Consider the following 20468-nt stretch of genomic DNA (forward strand, 5'->3'; position numbering starts at 1 on the left):
CCGGGCCTTTTTTCTTGGGCCCGGACGGCCAGCGGCTATGGTTCGCAGGTTGAGTCGGAGACCGCATGACCCCCGCGCAGTTCATCAAGAAATGGAGCGACAGCCGCCTGCGAGAGCGGCAGGGGTCGCAGGAACATTTCATCGACCTGTGCCGGTTGCTGGGCGAGCCCACCCCCGCCGAAGACGACCCGCTGGGCGATCACTATTGCTTTGAGCGCGGGGCCGGCAAGACCGGCGGCGGCGACGGCTGGGCCGATGTCTGGCGCAAGGGCTGTTTCGGCTGGGAATACAAGGGCAAGCACAAGAACCTCGACGCCGCCCTGCGCCAGCTTCAGGCCTATGCGCTGGACCTGCAAAACCCGCCCTATCTGATCGTCTCCGACATGGAGCGGATCATCGTCCACACCAACTGGACCAACACCATCAGCCGCAAGATCGAGTTCACGCTCGATGACCTGCACGAGCCGGAAAAGCTGGCCGTGCTGCGGCTGGTGTTCGAGGGCTCCGAAAGCCTCAAGCCCAGGATCAGCCCCCAGGAACTGACCGCCAAGGTCGCCCAGCGGTTCGGTGATCTGGGCCGCCGCCTGCAGGAGCGCGGCCACGATCCGCGCGACGTGGCCCACTTCCTCAATCGCATCGTCTTTTGCATGTTCGCCGAGGACGCCAAGCTGCTGCCCGAGGGCCTGTTCACCCGCATGACCCGGTCGATGCAGCTGCGCCCGGCGGCCGAGACCGCACCGCAGTTCGACGCGCTGTTCGCCAAGATGAGCGCAGGCGGCCTGTTCGGCGCCGATGTGATCCGCTGGTTCAATGGCGGCCTGTTCGACGACAAGCCGGCCCTGCCGCTGGAACGGCCCGACATCAAGCTGATCTGCGACACCGCCGCCGAACACGACTGGTCAGAACTGGACCCGTCGGTGTTTGGCAACATGTTCGAAGAGGCGCTGAAGGCCACGCGCGAGCGGGCCGCCCTGGGCGCCCACTATACCGACCGCGCCAAGATCCTGAAGATCATCGATCCGGTGATCACCTGGCCGTTGATGGCCGAATGGGACGCGGCCCTGGCCGAGATCGCCGCCGCCATGGAGGCCCGCGCCGCCACCGAGGTCGAGCGCAAGGCGGTGCTGGAAGCCGCCGCCGAAGCCATGCGGCAAGACCCCGACAAGGCCAAGGCCGGCGAGGCGGGCCGCCGCAAGGCCCTGACCGCCATCGCCAAACGGGCCGATGCCGCCCTGGGGCAAGCCAAGGATAGGCTGGAGGCGTTTCTCAGCCGTCTGGCCGCCTATCGCGTGCTGGACCCAGCCTGCGGCAGTGGCAATTTTCTGTATGTAGCCCTGCACGCCCTCAAGGACATCGAACGCCGCGCCCTGGTCGACGCCGCTCGTCTGGGCATCGAGGTTCCGGCCCCCCGCGTGGGCCTGCAATCGGTGCGCGGCATCGAGATCGAGGACTATGCGGCTGAACTGGCCCGCGTGACCCTGTGGATCGGCGATCTGCAATGGAACGCCAAGAATAACTATACCGGCCTGGCCGAGCCGATCCTGTCGTCGCTGGACCAGATCGAGTGCCGGGATGCCTTGTTGAACGCGGATGGGACCGAGGCGGTTTGGCCGGAGGTCGATGTGATCGTGGGCAATCCGCCGTTTTTGGGCGGCAAACGACTGCGCGACAGTCTGGGCGACACCTATGTGGAGCAGTTGTTCGCGACCTATCGCGGCAAGGTTCCAGCCGAGGCCGATTTCGTGTCCTATTGGGTCGAGAAGGCGTGGGAAGTCGTCCAGTCGCCCAGTGGCAAGCGCGCAGGATTAGTCACCACCAATTCCGTGCGAGGCGGGGCAAGCCGCAAAGTGCTCGACCCGATCGCCGACGCCGGGGCCCTGATGGAGGCTTGGGCGGATGAGCCTTGGGCCTTGGACGGCGCGGCCGTGCGCGTTTCGATGTTTGGCTTCGGCGAGGGGTTCATTGAGCGACGGGTGGAGGGGCGCGCGGCTGACCAAGTCAACGCTGATCTGACCGGGGCGGTTGCGGATTTGACCAAGGCGCTGCGCCTCAAGGAAAACGCAGGCGTAGCGTTCATGGGCGACACCAAGGGCGGCGCCTTCGATGTTCCAGGTGAGGTCGCCCGTGAGTGGCTGAGGCTGCCCCTCAATCCCAATGGTCGGCCCAACAGCGATGTTTTGAAACCTTGGCGCAACGCCATGGATATGACGAGACGGTCGGCTGATAAGTGGATTATCGACTTCGGCTGGACCATGAGCGAGGCAGAGGCGGCTCTATTTGAGACGCCGTTTCGCCATGCCCTGCTTTTCGTGAAACCTGAGCGTGATCGTAACAATCGCGAAGCTTACCGGCTCAATTGGTGGAAGCACGTCGAGGCGCGCCAGGGATTGATGAAGCGAGTCCCGCATTTGACGCGCCTAATGGTCACGCCCGAGGTGTCCAAGCATCGACTATTTATGTGGCTTGATTCAAGGGTGCTTCCTGACCACAAGTTGCAGGTAGTTACTCTGGACGATGAATGTTCATTTGGAGTTTTACATTCAAGGTTTCATGAAAAGTGGGCTCTTGCAGCCGGGTCATGGCACGGCGCTGGAAATGATCCGCGATATACGATTTCAACCACCTTCGAGACCTTCCCCTTCCCGGAAGGGCTGACGCCCAACATCCCGGCCGCCGACTATGCCGTCGACCCGCGCGCCATCGCCATCGTCGATGCGGCGGCCGATCTGAACGCCAAGCGCGAGGCCTGGCTCAATCCTACCGATCTTGTGCGGATCGAGCCCGAGGTCGTGCCCGGCTATCCCGACCGCATCCTGCCGGTCAGCCCCGAGGCGGCGGTCGAGCTGAAGAAGCGCACCCTGACCAACCTCTACAACCAGCGTCCGGCCTGGCTGGACATGGCCCACAAGCGTTTGGACGCCGCCGTCGCCGCCGCCTATGGCTGGCCCGACGGCCTGTCGGACGATGAGGTTCTGGAGCGTCTGTTCGCGCTCAATCAGGAACGGGCGGCGGCGGGGCGGTAGATCGCTCGCCCATCCGCCACCAGCGGGTGGGCCCCCACCCTAAAACCCTTGGTGGAATTGGAGCTCTGAGGACAGGCCGTGTCAATGACGGCGCGCCGCGCCGCCGCGCGCGGCCGGCCTCTGGCCGGTCATTGACACGGCCTGTCCTCAGAGCAAGCTCGCCTCCATGGGTTTCAGGGCGTGGCCTGACCGCCGGGGCGGCCTGTCCTTTGACGGAGAGGAGGGGGGGCGAGGCGGTGTGTTACTCTGTGGCGGAGACAAGGGGTCTCAGGCGCGGGATATCGCCCGCGCCAAGGCCTTGGCTGTGGAGATCTGACGTGGAAACCCTGCCCTTTGATCCGGCGGTGTATCTGGACACCGAAGACGCCATCGCCGCCTATCTGGCTGACGCCCGCCTGGATGGGGCTGAGGCCCTCGCGCGCGCCGTCCAGGTGGTGGCTCGCGCCAGGGCGCTGAGGCGCCAGCCCGGCAGCGACGGCCCCTTGACTGCAGGGGGCGGTCGGACGGCCCGTCGCCTCTCATAGCCCTCCGTCATTCCCGCCCCCCGGGACCGGCTTTGCCGGCCCGAGGGCAAGCCAAGTGGCGGGAACCCCTCGTACCGCCGCAGGTGCTGGAGGGGCGAAGTGCGCGCGCACTTCGCTGGCGCTTCACGTGTCCGCTGAACCAGGGGTTCCCGCCACAAGGGCGGGAATGACGGGAGGTATGGGGATAGAGGGCGCTGGATCCCCGTCCTTTCCGAAATGAAACCCAGCCCAATCAACCGCTTGTAAAATAGTTGATCGCGCCCGTCAGACGCGTTCAAACCGCCCGTATTCTTGTCCCACCTCGTCGCACGGGAAGGGCGCAAGGCCAGCGACCATTGCGGCGGCGGGGGGTGATCGAGCGGGGCTGGGCTTCAGGGGGATACTGAAGCGCGTCCGGGGATCCTGGCGTTGCAGGACCCGCCCGCCGTCGGCGTGGATGGGGATCAAGGCGAGTGTTGGTCAGGATTGGCCCCACGCCCCCCGACCTTCGGGACTTCGGGAAACCGAAGCTTCCGGGTCCCGGTAAGGCCCCAACTGGGCCACCCGCTGGGACGCTGACGGATAACGACCACGCGGAGCGCTCGGCTTCGTCGAAACGGTATTTTCTATTTCTCATCCGGACGTCGTCCGGACGCTCCGCGACCCTTTCCACCCCCACGGCGGTTTTCCGCGCGAGGCTGTGAAACCGTGTCCGTGCCCCAAGCTGCACGTCCAGGCTGCGCCCAAACAAAAAGGCCCGGAGTCGCCTCCGGGCCTTTCCAGGGTCTTGTGAGCCGAAGCCTACTTTCCGGCGGCGGCCAGGGCGTCCATCAGTTCGGGCACGGCGGTCTTGTAGTCGGCGACCAGGCCGAAATCGGCGACCTGGAAGATCGGGGCGTCGGCGTCCTTGTTGATGGCGACGATGATCTTGCTGTCCTTCATGCCGGCCAGGTGCTGGATGGCGCCCGAGATGCCGATGGCGACATACAGTGCCGGAGCCACGACCTTGCCGGTTTGACCGACCTGATAGTCGTTGGGGGCGTAGCCCGCATCGACTGCAGCGCGCGAGGCGCCCACGGCGGCGCCCAGCTTGTCGGCCAGGGGCTCGATGACCCGCTGGAACTCTTCGGCCGAACCCATGGCCCGACCGCCGGAGACGACGATCTTGGCCGCGGCCAGTTCGGGGCGATCGGACTTGACCATCTCTTCGCTGACGAAGCGGGTCTTGTCGGCTTCCGCGCCGGAGGCGTTCTCGACCGGGGCCGAACCGCCTTCTTCCGCCGCCGCAAAGGCGGTGGGACGCACGGTGATCACCTTCTTGGCGTCCGAGGACTGGACGGTTTCGAGGGCGTTGCCGGCATAGATCGGGCGCACGAAGGTGTCGGCCGAGATGACTTCCACGATCTCGCTGATCGGGGCGACGTCCAGCTTGGCGGCGACGCGCGGCGCGAAGTTCTTGCCGCCCGAGGTGGCCGGAACCAGGATCGCGTCATAATTGCCGGCCAGGGCCAGCACGGCGTCGGCTTGCGCCTCGGCCACGCTGTGACCCAGGGCGGCGCTGTCGGCCAGCAGGACCTTGCGGACACCGCTGATCTTGGCGGCCATGTCGGCCACGGCCTTGGCGTTGTGGCCCATCACCAGAACGTCCACGTCGCCCGACAGCTTCAGGGCGGCGGTGACGGTCTTGTGGGTGCCATCGCGCAGGTGCGCGTTGTCGTTATCGGCGACGACGAGAACAGCCATCTAGAGCACTCCCGCGAGATTGAGCTTGGCCACCAGGTCGGCGGCGGTTTCGACCTTGATGCCGGCCGAGCGCTTGGCGGGCTCGGCGACCTTGAGGACCGTGAGGCGCGGCGTGATGTCGACGCCGTAGTCGGCGACCGTCTTGCTGACGATCTCCTTCTTCTTGGCCTTCATGATGTTGGGCAGGCTGGCATAGCGCGGCTCGTTGAGGCGCAGGTCAGCGGTGATCACGGCCGGCAGATCGACGTCCAGCACCTGCAGGCCGCCGTCGACTTCGCGGGTGACCTTGGCGGTGGAGCCCGAAACCTCGAGGGCCGAGGCATAGGTGGCTTGCGGCCAGCCCAGCACGGCCGACAGCATCTGGCCCACGGCGTTGTTGTCGCCGTCGATCGCCTGCTTGCCCATCAGGACCAGGCCGGGTTGCTCTTCGCCGATCACGGCGGCCAGCAGCTTGGCCACGGCCAGGGGCTCGGGATCAGCGTCGGTGGTGATCAGGATGCCGCGATCGCCGCCCATGGCCAGGGCCGTGCGGATGGTTTCCTGGGCTTGAGCCGGGCCGATGCTGACGATGACGATTTCGGTCGCCACGCCCTTTTCCTTGAGGCGCACGGCTTCTTCGACCGCGATCTCGCAGAAGGGATTCATCGACATCTTGACGTTCGCCAGATCGACGCCCGTTTGATCGGCCTTTACGCGGACCTTCACGTTGTAATCGATAACCCGTTTAACCGGGACCAGGACCTTCATCGGGTTTCACGCCTCCAGGCTGCGTTTTCTCTAGCGTTGGCGAGGGAATTACCCGTTTTGCACCGCAACGCAAGTTTCCCTTCGCGTAAGCGTAAAGCATTGCCGTGCGCAGGGTTCAAACAACTGTACGATACTTGGCCGCAGGCGTCCGCTCACCGTTGCGCCATCGGTGCGAAAGGCCCCGTAAAGGAAAGGACTGGTCAGCTTTGCGGTCGACCACTAAACAGCCGGGCCATGAACCGTACGATCGAACGCCTGAAAATCCTCTTCGTTGGCCTGTTCCTGGCCAGCAGCGTCGGCGTTTTGGGCTACCACTATCTCTGGGTCTGGCCCAAGGACCGCTGCGAGGCGCGGGGCGGGGCCTGGGCCGGGCGCTGGCTCAAGTGCGGCACGATCTATTCGATCGAGACCCTGACGCGCCGTCCGGCCAATGTGCCGCCGATCAACAACGAGCGACCCGCTCCCGCGACCCCGGCCGCGCCCGGGAAGAAATAAGAGCCTAGCGGGTCGCGCCAGGCTTCCACAGCACGTCGGCCGCGCCCTTGTCATTGGCCCAGCGGGCCGCGACGAACAGCAGGTCCGACAGGCGGTTGATATATTTCAGCGCCGGCTGCCCGACGACCTCGCCCTCGGTTTCCGACAGCTGCACCACCACACGCTCGGCCCGACGGCAGACCGTCCGCGCCACATGCAGGGCGGCCGAGGCCGGCGACCCGGCGGGCAGCACGAACGAAGTCAGGGCTGAGAGCTCGCCGTTCAGACGGTCGATCTCCTGTTCCAGCCGCTCGACCTGGCTCTCGACGATTCGCAGGGGCTCCCAGGCGGGCTTTTCGTGCTGCTCAGGCGTGGCCAAGTCTGCGCCCAGGTCGAAAAGATCGTTCTGAATGCGCTCCAGCATGGCGTCGAGTTCTGGATCGCCTGCGGTGTGTTGTCGCGCCACGCCCAGGAAGGCGTTGGTCTCATCGACGCCGCCATAGGCCTCGACCCTCAGCGAAGCCTTGCTGACAGGCTCTCCCGTGGCCAGGCGCGTTAAGCCGCCATCCCCTGTGCGGGTGTAGATCCTGTTGAGCGAGACCATGGGTCGCAGACCGCCGTTATCGTGTTTTAGCGCGTGCGCCACCAATATGCGGCCACCAGCACGATGATCGCTACGAACTGCAGCACAACGCGAAGCCGCATCAGCTTGTTGGAATTGGTGCGGCCAAAGTCACCGCCCCGGAAGAGTGCATAGAGCCCCCCGCTGAGCGCCAGAAGCACCGCCAGCAGCGCGGCTGGAACGAGGAAGTCGAAGAGTCTGTCCATGGGCCTGAGGATAGGCGTTTGGCAGCCGTTTGGCCACTGAGCTTTGCGTTGGCGAAACGGTGTCCGATGAGTGAATTCGCCGAACGGGTTCGTTGAGTGCATTTGTCGCACTGGTAAAGTGACATCGGTAGCATACATAGAAATCCAGCCGATGTTCGGTGATTTTAGTTCTACCTAGCGGTTGCCATCCCACGGCTGGGGCGTTAAGCCCCCCGCTTCAATTTTTCCAGTATGCGTTCGTTGAACATGATCATCTCCTCACCGCAGATCGTTCAGCGCTCATCCCCAGCGGGGAGGCAGGAGAAAACAGAATGGCAAAGGCCTCTGTAGCCGTCGCCGCGTTCTCCGCGTCCGAACGCGAAGACGCCATGGCGGAAGTCCGCCAACTGATCACCGACCTGCGCGACGCTGCGCAGGATGGCCGCCAACTGGCGCGCCGCTACGCCGACGTTCTTCAGAACGTTGTCGATGACTATTGCACAGAGTTTGAGAAGCGCGCCGAGGCGGCCCTCGCTCGACTGGAGGCCGCCGCATGAGCTTTGTATCCGTCAACATCGAGTCGGCCACCGACTCTCCCGTCAAGCTGACCCGCCGGGCCCTGGCCAAGCAGCGTACGCGCGAACGCGTTCTGTCGGCCGCCCGCCGTCTGTTCAGCGAGCGGGGCTATGAAGGCGCGACCATCCGTGACATCGCCCAGGCTGCGGGGATGTCGACCGGCGCAGTGTTCGCCAGCTTCGCCGACAAGACCGAGCTGTTCGACGAAATCCTGACCGCCGACTACGAAGTGATCTACGCCCAGATGGTTCAGGCGGCCCGTGCCGCCGCCACCGTCGATGAGGCCCTGCTGGGGCTGTTCGGCGTCGCCTACAGCTTCCATGTCGACCAGCTGCCGCTGCTGCGCGCCAGTATCGCCGTGTCGTGGACCCGCAACGAGGCCGCCGAGCGCCGCGCTCGTGCGGATCTCAAACACATCTTCCGCCTGATCGGCGAAGTCACACAGCGCGGCATCGATCAAGGTCAGCTGAAGAGCGGCATCGATGCAAAGCTCTTGGCTGAAATGACTTGGGACGTGTATGTCGCCAATTATCGTCGCGCCGTCTTTGATGGCTGGACGGTGGAAGCGTTGCTCGCGCGGCTTTCAGATCAACTGAAAGTCATTTTTGCGGGCGCTCGCGCCTGATTTTGAGGGCGCCCCGTTGGGGCGGGGCGTCCTTGATCATAATTAGACGCTGGCGTGTTCGAGGGGGACGGGCTTGGGCGTAAGGGACGACCAGAAACAGGCGACGCGCGAGAAGGTCCTGGAGGCCGCTCGCGACCTGTTCAACGATGTCGGTTACGAGGAAACGACCATCCGCGCCATTGCGGAGCGGGCGGGGGTCTCGGTCGGCAGCGTCTTCACGACCTTTGTTTCGAAGGCCGAGGTGCTCAGCCACGTGATGGAGGGGCGGCTGGACGAGCTGTATGCGCAGTTCGACCGGGTGATCCCCTACCTGCGGGGCTCGGCGATGGACAGGCTATGCTCGGTCTTCGCCATTCACTACGAGTTCGAAACCCGGCGGGTGAAGCTGTTCCTGGCCCACATCGCCGCCGCCTATAATCCCAGCATTGACCCCGGCGTCACGCCCTATGGTCGCAATCAGCGTCTGACCGGGATGTTGCACGACATCCTCGAAGAGGGTGTGCGACGAGGCGAAATCCGCGCCGATCTCGATCAGGTACTGGCCATCGAGATCCTTCGGGCCGCCTATGCCTGGAACTATCGACTGGCGGCCGCTGATGCCAGCGCGGCTGATGCGTCCCTGATGTCGGCCACGATGGACCGCCAGATTCAGGTCATCGTCGAGGGCTGGCGACCGCGTTGAGGTTGACCGGTCAAGGCTGCCGCGTCAGCCGCAGGTCCTGATAGTCGAACGAGAAGTCGGCCAGCGGCGAGACCGCCCTGGCCAGGGCTGACTTCACCGCGCCGTTCTCGACGTCGAAGGTGATGAAGGCGTCCTCCTGGGTGCGGTCGTCGAAGACCGTCTTGAAGGTCTCGCCGTCGAACAGGTCCAGCCTGCCTTGCAGGGCCGGGGTCTTGTCGAACGACACCGTCAGGCCTTTCGCCTTTTTGCCTTTGGCTTTCCCGATCGTGACCGTGCCGTACCAGGGGTCGCGATAGACCCCGACATAGGCGTCGAGCGGCAGGCTGGGCGGCTTGCCGCCGCCCTTGGGCGTGGCGGCGTCGGCGGCGTCCTTGGCGGTCTGGGCGTCGGCCTCGGCCTGAACGCGCTTGCTGGAGGCGATCCAGTCGAAGTCGCTGCGGCCCTGCAGGCGGTCAGGGCCGCCGTAGCGCAGTGCGCGCAGGACCGGGTTTTCCTCGGCGTTGGTCATCACCATGATGCCCGACTTCCGGCCGGGCAGCAGGCCGGTATAGGAGATGAAGCCCGCTAGGCCGCCGGTGTGCCACAGCAGCCGCTCGCCGCGATGGTCCTGCACGAACCAGCCCAGGGCATAGGCCTGCATCGAGGGCCGCACGGGGTTTTCCGCCGTCGGGCCATCGGACGAGGACGTGATGGTCTGGGGCTTCCACATTTCGCGGGCGGTGGCCTCGCTCCACAGGCGCTTGCCGTCGGGCAAGGCGCCCAGGGCCAACTGCACCTGCATCCACTTGCCGATGTCGGCCGGCGTCGTATTGACCCCACCCGCAGCGGCGGCCGAGGCGAAGCTGTCGTCGAAGGGCAGGACCGTCTGCGGGCCCATGCCCCGCACCGGGGGACCCAGGCGGCAGTGGGGCTCGGCCCGGCGGGTCCTGTCGACCTGGGCTGGGGTGGTCACCGTGTCGGTCATGCCCAGGGGATCGAGAATCCGGGTCTTGATGAAGTCTTCCCACGGCTTGCCCGTGACGGCGGCCACCACCTCGCCGGCCGCAACATAGAGCACGTTGTCATAGGCGTAGCCGCCCCGGAACGGGCTGCCGATCGGCAGGTATTTGAGCCCCGCCACGATCTCGGCCCGGGTATGGGTCGGGGCGGGCCAGATCATCAGGTCGCCGGCCCCGAGCGTCAGGCCGCTGCGGTGGACCAGCAGGTCGCGCACGGTCATCAGCTTGGTGACCACCGGGTCGCTCATCGCGAAGTCAGGCAGGTAGCGGGTGACCGGCGCGTCCCACTCGACCTTGCCGTCCTCGACCAGCATGGCCAGGGCCGCCGCCGTCATGGCCTTGGTGTTGGAGGCGATGCCGAAGAGGGTGTTCTCGTCGCACCGGGCCGGAGCGCCCAGACGCCGGACGCCATAGCCCTTGGCCAGGGTGATCTGGCCGTTCTCGACCACGGCGACGCCCAGGCCCGGCTGGTCGGGGAAGGCGGCCATGACCTGCCGGGCGTACTGGTCGACCGCCGTGGCGACCGAGCCGGTTTCCCGGGCCTTGGCGGAGGTCCCGAACGCGGCGAGCCCGCCGGTGGCCAAGGCGGAAAGCAGGGCGGCGCGGCGGGTCGTGGCGATCATGATGCGTCCTTGGGTGCCGGCGCAGGCTAAGCTGATGCCCGCCGGGCCGACAAGGGGCATGAACGACCGCTCATCCCGGCTATCGCGGGAATGAGCGGTGCGGATCAGTTCCCGCCGTCCAGCAGCCGCCTTGCGATGACCTGGGCCTGGATCTCGCCGGCGCCCTCGAAGATGTTGAGGATTCGGGCGTCGGCCAGCACGCGGCTGATGACGTATTCGGTGGCGAAGCCGTTGCCGCCGTGGATCTGCAGGGCGTTGTCGGCGGCGGCCCAGGCTACGCGGGCGGCGATCAGCTTGGCCATGCCGGCCTCAATGTCGCAGCGCTTGTCCTCGTCCTTCTGGGCGGCGGCGAAATAGGTCAGCTGGCGCACGCCCATGATCTCGGCCGCCATCATCGCCAGCTTGTTGGCGACGCGGGGGAACTCGAAGATCGCCTGGCCAAACTGCTTGCGGTCCATCGCGTAGGACAGGCCCACCTCCAGCGCCGACTGGGCCACGCCCACGGCGCGGGCGGCCGTCTGGATGCGGGCGCTTTCGAAGGTCGCCATCAGCTGCTTGAAGCCCTGGCCCTCGACCCCGCCCAGCAGGTTTTCGGCCGGCACGGTAAAGCCGTCGAAGGCCAGCTCATATTCCTTCATGCCGCGATAGCCGATCACGCCGATCTCGCCGCCGCTCATGCCGGGGGCGGGGAAGTCGTCGCCGTCGACGCCGCGCGGCTTGGGGGCCAGCAGCATCGACAGGCCGCGATAGTCGGTGGTCGCCGGATCGGTGCGAACCAGCAGGGTCATCACATCAGCGCGGGCCGCATGGGTGATCCAGGTCTTGGCGCCGGTGACGACATAGCTGTCGCCGTCCAGCGCCGCCCGGGTGCGCAGGGCCCCGAGGTCCGAGCCGGTATTGGGCTCGGTGAAGACGGCGGTGGGCAGGATCTCGGCGCTGGCGATGCGCGGCAGCCAGTACTGCTTCTGGGCCTCGGTGCCGCCGGTCAGGATCAGCTCGCCGGCGATCTCCGAGCGGGTGGCCAGGGATCCGACGCCGATCCAGGCGCGCGACAGCTCTTCGGAGACCACGCACATGGCGGTCTTGCCCATGCCGCTGCCGCCATATTCCTCGGGGATGGTCAGGCCGAACACGCCCAGATCGCCCAGTTCCTGCACCAGCTCGAGCGGGATCAGTTCATCCTTCAGGTGCCATTCGTGGGCGAAGGGCGTGACCTTCTCCTCGGCGAAGGCGTGGAACTGGTCGCGGATCATCTCGAAGGTTTCGTCCAGGCCGGTATTTTCCAGCGTGGGACGGCCGCGCGCCTCGGCCAGACGCTTGGCGATCGCGGTCTTCACAGCCTGGCCGCCACCCTTGGTCATCAGGGTCACCAGGGCCGGGGCGAACAGCAGGTTCATCACGCCGCGATCATCGGTGATGTCGACGGGGCGGATCATCTCGCCCTGGTTCATGGCGATGCCGCCGACCATCTGGGTGGCGTATTCGGCGAACAGCAGCTGGGCCAGTAGCGTCTCGATCTCGGTAAAGCGGCCGCTGGCCTCCAGGCGCTCGGCCCAGCCGGCCACCTGGTTGAGCAGCTCGGCATAGGCGGCGTACCAGCCAAAGCCGTGAACCACGTGCTGTTCCAGATCGGCCAGCTTGCGATCGACCTTGCCGTCCGGCCCGGCGATCCGGGCCTTCACGATCGGGTGGACCTTGTCGACAAAGGCCTGGGCCGCCGTGGCAGCCTCGCGCAGCAGGCCCGTCAGGCCGGGGAGAATGATCGAGCTGTTATCTTGAGCGACCGTTGCGGTCATGACTTGCTCCCCTGTGCCAAACAGTTGTTTTCTTTCACTCTGGCGCTTTTCGCACCTGCGAGCAATGCCGCAGCGCAGCATAGAGCCGCAAAACGGGGAAGAAACATGCTGAAAGTCCACCACCTCAATGAGTCCCGGTCGCAGCGCATCCTGTGGCTGCTGGAGGAGTTGAGCGTTCCCTATGAGATCGTGTTTCACACCCGCGACGCCAAGACCCGCCTGGCCCCGTCGTCGCTGACCGACGTGCATCCGCTGGGCAAGTCGCCGGTGATCGTGGATGGCGACCTGACCGTGATCGAGTCCGGCGCGATCATCGACTATGCCATCCGCCGTCACGGTGAAGGCCGTCTGGCCCCCGATCCGGCCAGCGCCGACTATGACCGCTATCAGCAGTGGCTGCACTATGCCGAGGGCTCGGCCATGCTGCCCCTGATGCTCAACATGTATGTCGGCCGCCTGGGCGAAGGCGGCGCTCCTTTGCAGCCGCGCATCCAGTCCGAGATTTCCAACCATCTGGCCTTCGTCAATGACAGCCTGGCCGGCCGTCAGTTCTTCGTCGGCGACAGTCTGACCGGCGCCGATATCCAGATGAGCTTCGTGCCCGAGGTCGCCAAGGCCATGGGCAAGCTGCCGGAATATCCGCACATGGCCGCCTGGATCGAGCGCATGCACGCCCGCCCGGCCTGGAAGACCGCCCTGGACAAGAGCGGTCCTTACGCGCTGGGGGCTTAAGGGCGCCGGTCCGCTCTACTGGCCACTTGCCCCCTCCTGACCTGCTGCGCAGGTCGTCCTCCCCCGTAGGGGGAAGATGAGGTCGGCGCGTTTCATCTTCCCCCTCCGGGGGAAGACGGTCGCGAAGCGACCCGTAGGGGGCAAGTCTGGCGGACACGGGCTCGTAGGCTCACGCGATCACTCGCTGAGTTAGATGGGGAGGCGCGAAGCGGCCGGGGCGAACCCGGATGACCGTGATGTGTTGTTTGCGTTTCGGCTCGACCTGTCCGCTTCGCAGAAGCTGTTCTTGCGTGAGGATTGGGCCAAGCGAGCGTCTTTCAGCTCTGATACCCAAGAGTCCCCGTACGGGCGCGCACCAAGGTCAATCGGCTAACCGTCTCGACCCCCGACGATGCGCGATAGGCGGGTTTACGATCCCTCGCCCTGTTGCTCCGCGCTGTTCCTCCGACGAGCCTTCCGGTGGTCCCGGATCTATCCAACGAACAGACCACCTTCGTCCTCGCCGCGTGACCGCGCGGCCCCGCTCAGCTCCATCCCCATCGCCGCTGTTGGGCCGGATCCAGGCGCCTCCCCCTGCGACAGGGACAGCTGTGATTATGCAGCGGGTTTGAGCGCGTCTGATTGGCGCGATCAACTATTTTACAAGCGGTTGATTGGGCTGGGGTTTGTTCGGGAAAGAATGGGGATTGAGCGCCCTCTATCCCCGCGCGCGCCCTAAAGTCCTCCCCCTGAAGGGGGAGGCGGCCGGAGGTCGGTGGGGGAAGACCCCGCCGAGCCAGCAGCACTACCCCCTCCGATCACTTCGTGATCGCCTCCCCTTCAGGGAGAGGACTTGGGAGCGCGCCCCGTTCCCTTCGCGACTACTGGTTCCCGGTATAGGCCACGCCCTTGACGGTTTCGTCATAGGCGGTGGTCGGGTTATCCGGCAAGTCGCGCAGCTTGGCCTTGGGCGCGCTCAGTTCCCGCACCCGCCAGGCGTTGGGTCCAACGCGCGTGAAGACCGCCTCGGTCTGTTCGCCGCCGGTTGGCAGCTCCATGCCCGGATTGGCCTCGTCGCTGGCCGGACGCAGGCAGTAACCCTTGATCTCGGTATCGCTGATCCATTCCATGGTCATACAGCGCGACTTGAACTCAAATTTGCGGTGCGGCTTTGTCGACCAGTCGCGCAGCTCGGTGCGGGCGCGGCCGTCGTCATCCGCCTCCAAGATCTCGTCCTGCACCGAAATGGCGAGCACGGCGCCCCGCCAGATGCCGCCGTCGGCAGACTCGATCTTGACGCCTCGCTTGTCATAGTAGGTGACGAAGGGCCCGTCGGGCGAAGCGAAATAGTCCGTGGTGACTTCGTAGACGGTCTGCACGCCCATGGCTGTCGGCACCTGAATGACATTCGTCAACAGCTCGTAGGTTTCCTCGTCGTCGGTCACGGTCAGGCCGGGCTGGCCGTTGTGCTGCAGCGTCAGGGTCGGACCCTTGCGCGCGTCCGGCTGGCCCAGTTCCTTCAGCAACTTGGCCTCGCCGACGCGCCCCGCGTCACGTGCGGCGTACAGGTCGAACTGCGGCAGCTCCGGCTCCGGCGCGGCGGCGGACGTCGCCGGTGCGACAGGCTTGGCCGCTTCGGCCGGCGACTTGGCGGCGCCGGGCAGCTTGTCACAACCCGACAGGGCGGCAAGGACGGCCAGGCTGAGCGCAAGCGTCACGGATCTGGACTGGAACGACATGGGGGCCCCGGGGCGACTGAAATGGCGGGGCGCACCCTAGCCAGAACCGTTGGGCCAGCAAGGCGACACCTCGTGGGGTTGTGCGTGCCGATGTTTTTTCAACATGAACGAACTCTGTCAGAGCGGTCGCCGACGCCGTTCAGCTTCACCCTGTCATGGTCTGTCTCACGGGGTTGATGACCCCGGACACATTCCATCGGGACAAGGACTATCGACATGACCAGCCTCAAGACCTTCAAGACCATCGCCCTGACCCTGGCCGCCTCGGCCAGCGCCCTGACCCTGGTTTCGGCTCCGTCGGCCTTCGCCGTCGAGCAGCGCCTGGGCGGCGTCGTCGGCTGCAACGCCTCGGGCCAGAAGCAGGAAGGCGGCGCGGTTATCGGCGCTCTGCTGGGCGCCGTGGCCGGTAGCAACCTGGCCAAGAATGACCGGGGCACGGGCACCGCCATCGGCGCCGTGGTCGGCGCGGGCGCCGGTTCCTATGTCGGCTGCAAGATGCAGAAGAAGGACGCCCGTCAGGCTGTCGGCGGCGCCTACAAGTATGACGGCGTGCGCTTCGCCAACTCGGTCCAGGCCCAGCCGGTGACCGAGATCAAGGGCAAGTATGTCGCCCGGTCCAACCTGAACCTGCGCGCCTCGGCCTCGACCCGCGGCGCCAAGGTGGGCGGTGTCGCCGCCGGCCAGACCTTCCAGGCCCTGGGTCGCACCGATGACGGCAAGTGGATCCTGGTCGGCCAGGACGGCGTCGGCGTGGGCTACGTCTCCAGCGCCTACGTCTATCGCGCTTAAGTCATAGAGGTCTGGAGCGCGGCTTCCGTCCCTCACCGCGCTCCATGCACGAGCCCGTCTGGTCCCCCCGACCAGGCGGGCTTTACTTTGACTGGCTCAGCCCAGGGCGCTGACCCCGCCCCACCAGGTCTGCCAGGCCACCACCAGCGCCCAGTGCAGCAGCACCGCCGGCCACAGCGAGCCCGTCCGATAGCGCAGGATCGCGCACGCCAGACCCAGCACCGCGCAGCACAGCAGGAAGTCGGGCCGCAGGAACACGCCCGCGGCGCCGGGCAGGAAGGTCAGCGCCTCGGCCACGTGCCAGAGGGTGTAGAGGCTGGTCGAGATCGCGATCAGCAGCGCGGGCCTTGGCGACTCGTCGCGACCCGGCGTCAGCAGGCCCCGAAAGACGATTTCCTCACCCAGGGCCGGAACGAAGAAGACCGTCAGCATCCGCAGCGCCAGATCCGGCTGGGCGGGGGTCAGGTGATAGAGGCCGGTGGAAAAGCCGATGGCGGCCATCACCGGCAGGGTGGCCGCGCAGACGGCGGCGCAGAGCAGCCAGCCGCTGGCCGAGGGCAGGGTGACCAGGCTGCGTCCCAGCCGCCGGCCCAGTCTGGCGATCAGGTCCGCCAGCGCAGCACGGTGTCCTTGACGGGATTGACGAAGGCCCGGCCCTCGGCGCGGCTGGCCTGCCACTCGCGCTTGCACTGCTGGTACCAGCGGGCCTGCTGGTCGGCGTCGCCCACCCACATCAGCGGCGGGTTGGACTGCAGGCCCTGGCTCTGGACGCCGACGATATAGCCGTCCTGGCGCAGGAAGGCCCGGGCCGCGATGCGGATGATCGGATAGAGCGCCGTGAAGGCCCAGTGATCGGACCACATGATCTGGTTCATGCGGGTCTTGTTGGCATTGATCGGCGTCATCGCCGACAGGGCCAGCACCTGTTTCTTGCCCACCGTCACATGCTCCCAGCGCAGGCCGGGCAGGCGGAAGGTGATCTCGGTCAGGGGCTCGCCGCCCAGGATGGCGTAGGCCTTGGAGTTCTTGGACGGCTCGTGCCGCACCATGGTGAAGCCGGCCTCGGACGGGGCGAAGCGCTTCTTCTTCTCGTGCTGGCTGGCGGTGGTGCGCCACCACCACTGCTGATGCACATAGGGGCCGTGGGCCGGGTCGATCAGGCCCAGCACCGCGTGGTCGATATGGATGTCGTAGTCTAGGGCGTCGACCAGCTTGGGCTTGCCGCCCACCACGCCCGGAATGACCGGAGGGGCCTCGGGCGGCTCGCCGTCGAAGCGGGCGTCCGATGACATCCAGATCCAGACCAGGCCCTGCTGCTCCACGACCGGATAGCGGCGCACCCGCACCTTGCTGATGTCCAGGTCGCTGTCGGCGGTGAGCGAGGGGATCGCCGTGCAGGCGCCGTCCGTGCCGAACCGCCAGCCGTGATAGGGGCACTCGATGCTCTCGCCGCCGTCGGCCTCGGTCCTGACCTTGCCGGCCGACAGGGCTGCGGCCCGGTGCGGGCAGATGTCGCGGATGGCATAGGCGGCGCCGGCCTTGGTGCGGCCCAGCAGCACCGGCTCGCCCAGCAGTTCGCGATGCTCCATCTTGCCCGCCTTGAGGTCGGGCGACAGGGCGGCCACGTACCAGGCGTCCATGACGAAGCCCTCGCCGAACTTGGCGGCGGGAGCGGACTTTGGGGCGGACTGGGGGGCGGGCGAAGCGTCGTCGGGCATGGGGGCCTTATAGCCCAGTTTGCTGACTTTTCACGACGCTTTGGGGATGGGGCCTACCGCGCCGCCGCCGTCTCGACCAGGCGCTGATAGAACCGCACCATCCGCTCCACATTGGCCAGGCTGATATGCTCGTCGGTGCCGTGGATCATCTTGGTTTCGTCGATCGACAGCACCAGCGGCTGGAAGCGATAGACATCGCTGGCCACGGGGGCGAGATAGCGGCTGTCGGTGCCGGCGGTGACCAGGCCCGGCACCACCGGCGCCTGGCTCTCGTCGGCGGCCAGGCTGGCCAGGGTCTTCCAGGCGTCGGAGCTGGTCGAGGAGATCGGCGAGGGCTCGTCGGGCGTCTTGGTCCAGGTCAGCTCGACCGGCAGCTTGCCCACGGCGTCCTTGGCCCGGGCCATGACCTTGGCCGAGGTGTCGCCCGGCGCGATGCGGTAGTTGATCCAGGCGGTGGCGTCCTGCGGCAGGACGTTCTCCTTGGGCGAGCCCTTCAGCATGGTCGGGGCGATGGTGGTGTGCAGCATCGCCGCCCCGGCCGGGGTCTTGGCGGTGACCTTCACCAGCAGGGGCGCGAACAGCCAGGTGTTGGCGGCGAACACCCTGACCGGCAGCGAGGCGTGCGGGGCGATCGATTTGAGCATGTCGGCGCCCGGCCCGGCGAACTTCATCGGGAAGGGCTTGTCGGTGATGGCCAGCACGGCCCGCGACAGCGTCGCGACACCCGTTTCCGCTGGCGGCGCCGAGGAGTGGCCGCCGATGGCCGGGGCCGTGACCTTCAGGGTGGCGTAGCCCTTCTCGGCCGTGCCGATGATGGCGGTGGGCTTGCCGGTGACGGGGTGGTCCTCGACCACGACCATGCCCTCGTCGAGCACGAACTGGGCCTTGATCCCGCGCGACTTGAACAGGGCCGCCGCCGCGACCGCGCCGACGCCGCGCACCTCCTCGTCATGGCCGCTGACGATGATCACGGTGCGCACGGGCTTGAAGCCGCCGGCCGCCAGACCCTCCAGCGCCTCGAACAGGGTGATCAGCGAGCCCTTGTCATCGATCGCGCCGCGACCCCAGACGGCGTTGTCGGTCACCACGCCGGCAAAGGGCGGATGGGTCCACGAGCCTTCGCTGCCCGGCGTCACCGGCACCACGTCCTGGTGGGCCATCAGCACGATGGGGGCCAGGGCCGGGTTCGAGCCGGGCCAAGTGTAGACCAGCGTATGCCCGGCCAGAACCTCGCGCTGCATGGCGGCGTGGGCGGCGGGATAGCTCGTCTGTAACCACGCGTGCAGCTTGTCCCACTCGGCGGGCTGGTCGTCGGCCCTGTCCTGGTGGCTGATGGTCTGGAAGCGGATGGCCTGGGCCAGGTTGGCGGCGGCCTTGGTGGTGTCGACGGTGCGTCCGGGGGCCAGCCTGGCCTCCGCCACGTCGACCGAGGCCGGAGCCTTGAAGGTCGCGGTCCGCACCGCCACGACGCCGGCCACGGCCAGCACCAGTCCAACAGCCGTCAAGCCGGCCTTGCCCGCAAATCCCATCACGCATCTCCCCCGAACATTTGTTCGAGACTGTGCGGCGGGCGCGGCGCTTTGCCAACCTTCCTTTGCGGCGGGTCTGGCGCGGGCCGCCTAGATCGCTCCGCTCAGCTCCTGCACTTCCTCAAACGTCCGCAGGCCCGGACGCTGGGCGCAGACCAGCACGCCCATGTTGCCGGGCAGGTGCTGGTTGGCCAGCATCTTCTCGTGGGCGGCGGGGATGTCGTTCCAGGGGAACACTTCCGACAGGCACGGGTCGACGCGGCGGTCGATGACCAGCTGGTTGGCGGCCGACGCCTGCATCAGGTTGGCGAAGTGCGACCCCTGCACGCGCTTCTGGCGCATCCACAGGAAGCGGGCGTCCATGGTCAGGTTGAAGCCGCTGGTGCCGGCGCAGATGGCGACCATGCCGCCACGCTTGACCACAAAGACGCTGACCGGGAAGGTCGCCTCGCCGGGGTGCTCGAACACCATGTCGACATCGCGATTGCCGGTGATCTGCCAGATCGCCTTACCGAACTTGCGGCTTTCCTTCATGTAGTCGTTGAATTCGGGGCCATTGACGGTGGGCAGCTGGCCCCAGCAGTTGAATTCATTGCGGTTGAGCACCGCCTTGGCCCCCATCGACAGCACGAATTCGCGCTTGTCTTCGGAGCTGACCACGCCGATGGCGTTGCCGCCGGCCACGGCGGCCAGTTGCACGGCGAACACGCCCAGACCGCCCGAGGCGCCCCAGACCAGCACATTCTGGCCGGGCCGCAGTTCATGCGGCTTGTGGCCAAACAGCATGCGATAGGCCGTCGCCAGGGTCAGGACATAGCAGGCGCTTTCTTCCCAGGTCAGGTGCTTGGGGCGCGGCATCAGCTGGCGCGACTGCACCCGGCAGAACTGCGAGAAGCTGCCGTCCGGGGTCTCGTAGCCCCAGATGCGCTGGCTGGTGGAGAACATCGGGTCGCCGCCGTTGCACTCCTCGTCGTCGCCGTCGTCCTGATTGCAGTGGATGACCACCTCGTCGCCCAGCTTCCAGCGCTTGACCTTCTTGCCCACGGCCCAGACGATGCCCGAGGCGTCGGATCCGGCGATGTGGAAGGGCTGCTTGTGGCCGTCCAGCGGGCTGATCGGTTCGCCCAGGGCGGCCCAGACGCCGTTGTAGTTGACGCCGGCGGCCATCACGAGGACCAGAACCTCGTCCTCGCCGATGGTCCAGGTGGGCACCACCTCGACCTGCATGGCCTGGGTGGGCTTGCCGTGGCGCTCCTTGCGGATGCTCCAGGCGTACATGTTGGCGGGCACGTGGAAGGGCGGAGGGATTTCGCCGATCTCGTAGAGATCCTTCACAGGCGACTTCTCAAGCGTCGTGGTCGTCATGTCACTCCCCGTTTCCTTCG

General features: G+C 66.5%; 19 protein-coding genes and 1 pseudogene. 9 read left to right on the forward strand and 11 right to left on the reverse strand.

Features of this window, described 5'->3' with window-relative positions; genetic code table 11:
- Positions 1-65 precede the first annotated feature (65 nt).
- The 3 genes and pseudogenes from ACW17Z_RS14840 to ACW17Z_RS14850 all read left to right on the forward strand — a co-directional run.
- On the forward strand, positions 66-3023 hold the full coding sequence (locus ACW17Z_RS14840; protein WP_492056557.1) for a class I SAM-dependent DNA methyltransferase: 2958 nt from the start codon (positions 66-68) through the stop codon (positions 3021-3023).
- A 317-nt stretch (positions 3024-3340) separates the two neighbouring features.
- The gene (locus ACW17Z_RS14845; RefSeq protein ID WP_492056558.1) at positions 3341-3547 is read left to right on the forward strand and encodes a hypothetical protein; all 207 of its coding nucleotides are present in this window, start codon (positions 3341-3343) and stop codon (positions 3545-3547) included.
- Between the two features lie 56 nt (positions 3548-3603).
- A pseudogene (locus ACW17Z_RS14850) lies at positions 3604-3725 on the forward strand (hypothetical protein); the annotation flags it as partial.
- A 602-nt stretch (positions 3726-4327) separates the two neighbouring features.
- Here ACW17Z_RS14850 and ACW17Z_RS14855 read toward each other — a convergent pair.
- Complete coding sequence (locus ACW17Z_RS14855) at positions 4328-5269, reverse strand: electron transfer flavoprotein subunit alpha/FixB family protein (protein WP_492056559.1); 942 nt, start codon at positions 5267-5269, stop codon at positions 4328-4330.
- Entirely contained in the window at positions 5270-6016 is a 747-nt protein-coding gene (locus ACW17Z_RS14860; protein ID WP_419318492.1) for an electron transfer flavoprotein subunit beta/FixA family protein, read from the reverse strand.
- A gap of 234 nt (positions 6017-6250) precedes the next feature.
- On the opposite strand from ACW17Z_RS14860, the gene ACW17Z_RS14865 reads away from it, so the two are divergent.
- Entirely contained in the window at positions 6251-6511 is a 261-nt protein-coding gene (locus ACW17Z_RS14865; RefSeq protein ID WP_492056560.1) for a hypothetical protein, read from the forward strand.
- Between the two features lie 4 nt (positions 6512-6515).
- On the opposite strand, the gene ACW17Z_RS14870 is transcribed toward ACW17Z_RS14865, so the two are convergent.
- Positions 6516-7094, reverse strand: a complete 579-nt coding sequence (locus tag ACW17Z_RS14870) for a cob(I)yrinic acid a,c-diamide adenosyltransferase (protein WP_492056561.1) — start codon at positions 7092-7094, stop codon at positions 6516-6518.
- Positions 7095-7120: 26 nt separating this feature from the next.
- Positions 7121-7318 (reverse strand): twin transmembrane helix small protein, encoded by a 198-nt coding sequence (locus tag ACW17Z_RS14875; protein WP_419318486.1) that lies wholly within the window; start codon positions 7316-7318, stop codon positions 7121-7123.
- Between the two features lie 311 nt (positions 7319-7629).
- Here ACW17Z_RS14875 and ACW17Z_RS14880 point away from each other — a divergent pair, with 311 nt between their 5' ends.
- The 3 genes from ACW17Z_RS14880 (at position 7630) to ACW17Z_RS14890 (ending at position 9180) form a co-directional block, all read left to right on the forward strand.
- Complete coding sequence (locus tag ACW17Z_RS14880; protein ID WP_419318484.1) at positions 7630-7854, forward strand: CC0731 family SpdR-regulated protein; 225 nt, start codon at positions 7630-7632, stop codon at positions 7852-7854.
- The gene (locus ACW17Z_RS14885) at positions 7851-8498 is read left to right on the forward strand and encodes a TetR family transcriptional regulator (RefSeq protein WP_492056562.1); all 648 of its coding nucleotides are present in this window, start codon (positions 7851-7853) and stop codon (positions 8496-8498) included. Before ACW17Z_RS14880 ends, ACW17Z_RS14885 begins: the two co-directional genes overlap by 4 nt.
- A gap of 73 nt (positions 8499-8571) precedes the next feature.
- Complete coding sequence (locus ACW17Z_RS14890; protein ID WP_492056563.1) at positions 8572-9180, forward strand: TetR/AcrR family transcriptional regulator; 609 nt, start codon at positions 8572-8574, stop codon at positions 9178-9180.
- Between the two features lie 10 nt (positions 9181-9190).
- On the opposite strand, the gene ACW17Z_RS14895 is transcribed toward ACW17Z_RS14890, so the two are convergent.
- Both ACW17Z_RS14895 and ACW17Z_RS14900 read right to left on the reverse strand, forming a co-directional pair.
- Positions 9191-10801 (reverse strand): serine hydrolase, encoded by a 1611-nt coding sequence (locus tag ACW17Z_RS14895; protein ID WP_492056564.1) that lies wholly within the window; start codon positions 10799-10801, stop codon positions 9191-9193.
- 104 nt (positions 10802-10905) lie between these two features.
- A complete protein-coding gene (locus ACW17Z_RS14900; RefSeq protein WP_492056565.1) occupies positions 10906-12597 on the reverse strand; it encodes an acyl-CoA dehydrogenase family protein in 1692 nt (563 codons plus the stop codon).
- A gap of 105 nt (positions 12598-12702) precedes the next feature.
- On the opposite strand from ACW17Z_RS14900, the gene ACW17Z_RS14905 reads away from it, so the two are divergent.
- Positions 12703-13329, forward strand: a complete 627-nt coding sequence (locus ACW17Z_RS14905) for a glutathione S-transferase family protein (protein WP_492056566.1) — start codon at positions 12703-12705, stop codon at positions 13327-13329.
- Between the two features lie 860 nt (positions 13330-14189).
- On the opposite strand, the gene ACW17Z_RS14910 is transcribed toward ACW17Z_RS14905, so the two are convergent.
- Positions 14190-15047, reverse strand: a complete 858-nt coding sequence (locus tag ACW17Z_RS14910) for a hypothetical protein (RefSeq protein WP_492056567.1) — start codon at positions 15045-15047, stop codon at positions 14190-14192.
- Between the two features lie 216 nt (positions 15048-15263).
- Between ACW17Z_RS14910 and ACW17Z_RS14915 the strand changes: the two genes are divergently transcribed.
- Positions 15264-15836, forward strand: coding sequence for an SH3 domain-containing protein (locus tag ACW17Z_RS14915; protein WP_492056568.1), 573 nt, complete (start codon positions 15264-15266; stop codon positions 15834-15836).
- Positions 15837-15932: 96 nt separating this feature from the next.
- On the opposite strand, the gene ACW17Z_RS14920 is transcribed toward ACW17Z_RS14915, so the two are convergent.
- The 4 genes from ACW17Z_RS14920 to ccrA all read right to left on the reverse strand — a co-directional run bounded on the left by ACW17Z_RS14920 (position 15933) and on the right by ccrA (position 20448).
- Positions 15933-16514, reverse strand: a complete 582-nt coding sequence (locus tag ACW17Z_RS14920) for a CPBP family glutamic-type intramembrane protease (RefSeq protein WP_492056569.1) — start codon at positions 16512-16514, stop codon at positions 15933-15935.
- A complete protein-coding gene (locus ACW17Z_RS14925) occupies positions 16439-17554 on the reverse strand; it encodes a Rieske 2Fe-2S domain-containing protein (RefSeq protein WP_492056570.1) in 1116 nt (371 codons plus the stop codon). Before ACW17Z_RS14925 ends, ACW17Z_RS14920 begins: the two co-directional genes overlap by 76 nt.
- Before the next feature lie 53 nt (positions 17555-17607).
- Positions 17608-19083 (reverse strand): M20 family peptidase, encoded by a 1476-nt coding sequence (locus ACW17Z_RS14930; protein ID WP_492056571.1) that lies wholly within the window; start codon positions 19081-19083, stop codon positions 17608-17610.
- A 90-nt stretch (positions 19084-19173) separates the two neighbouring features.
- Positions 19174-20448, reverse strand: a complete 1275-nt coding sequence (ccrA, locus tag ACW17Z_RS14935; RefSeq protein ID WP_492056572.1) for a crotonyl-CoA carboxylase/reductase — start codon at positions 20446-20448, stop codon at positions 19174-19176.
- Positions 20449-20468: the final 20 nt, after the last annotated feature.

It is taken from the genome of Caulobacter sp. GSs2, from assembly GCF_058680895.1.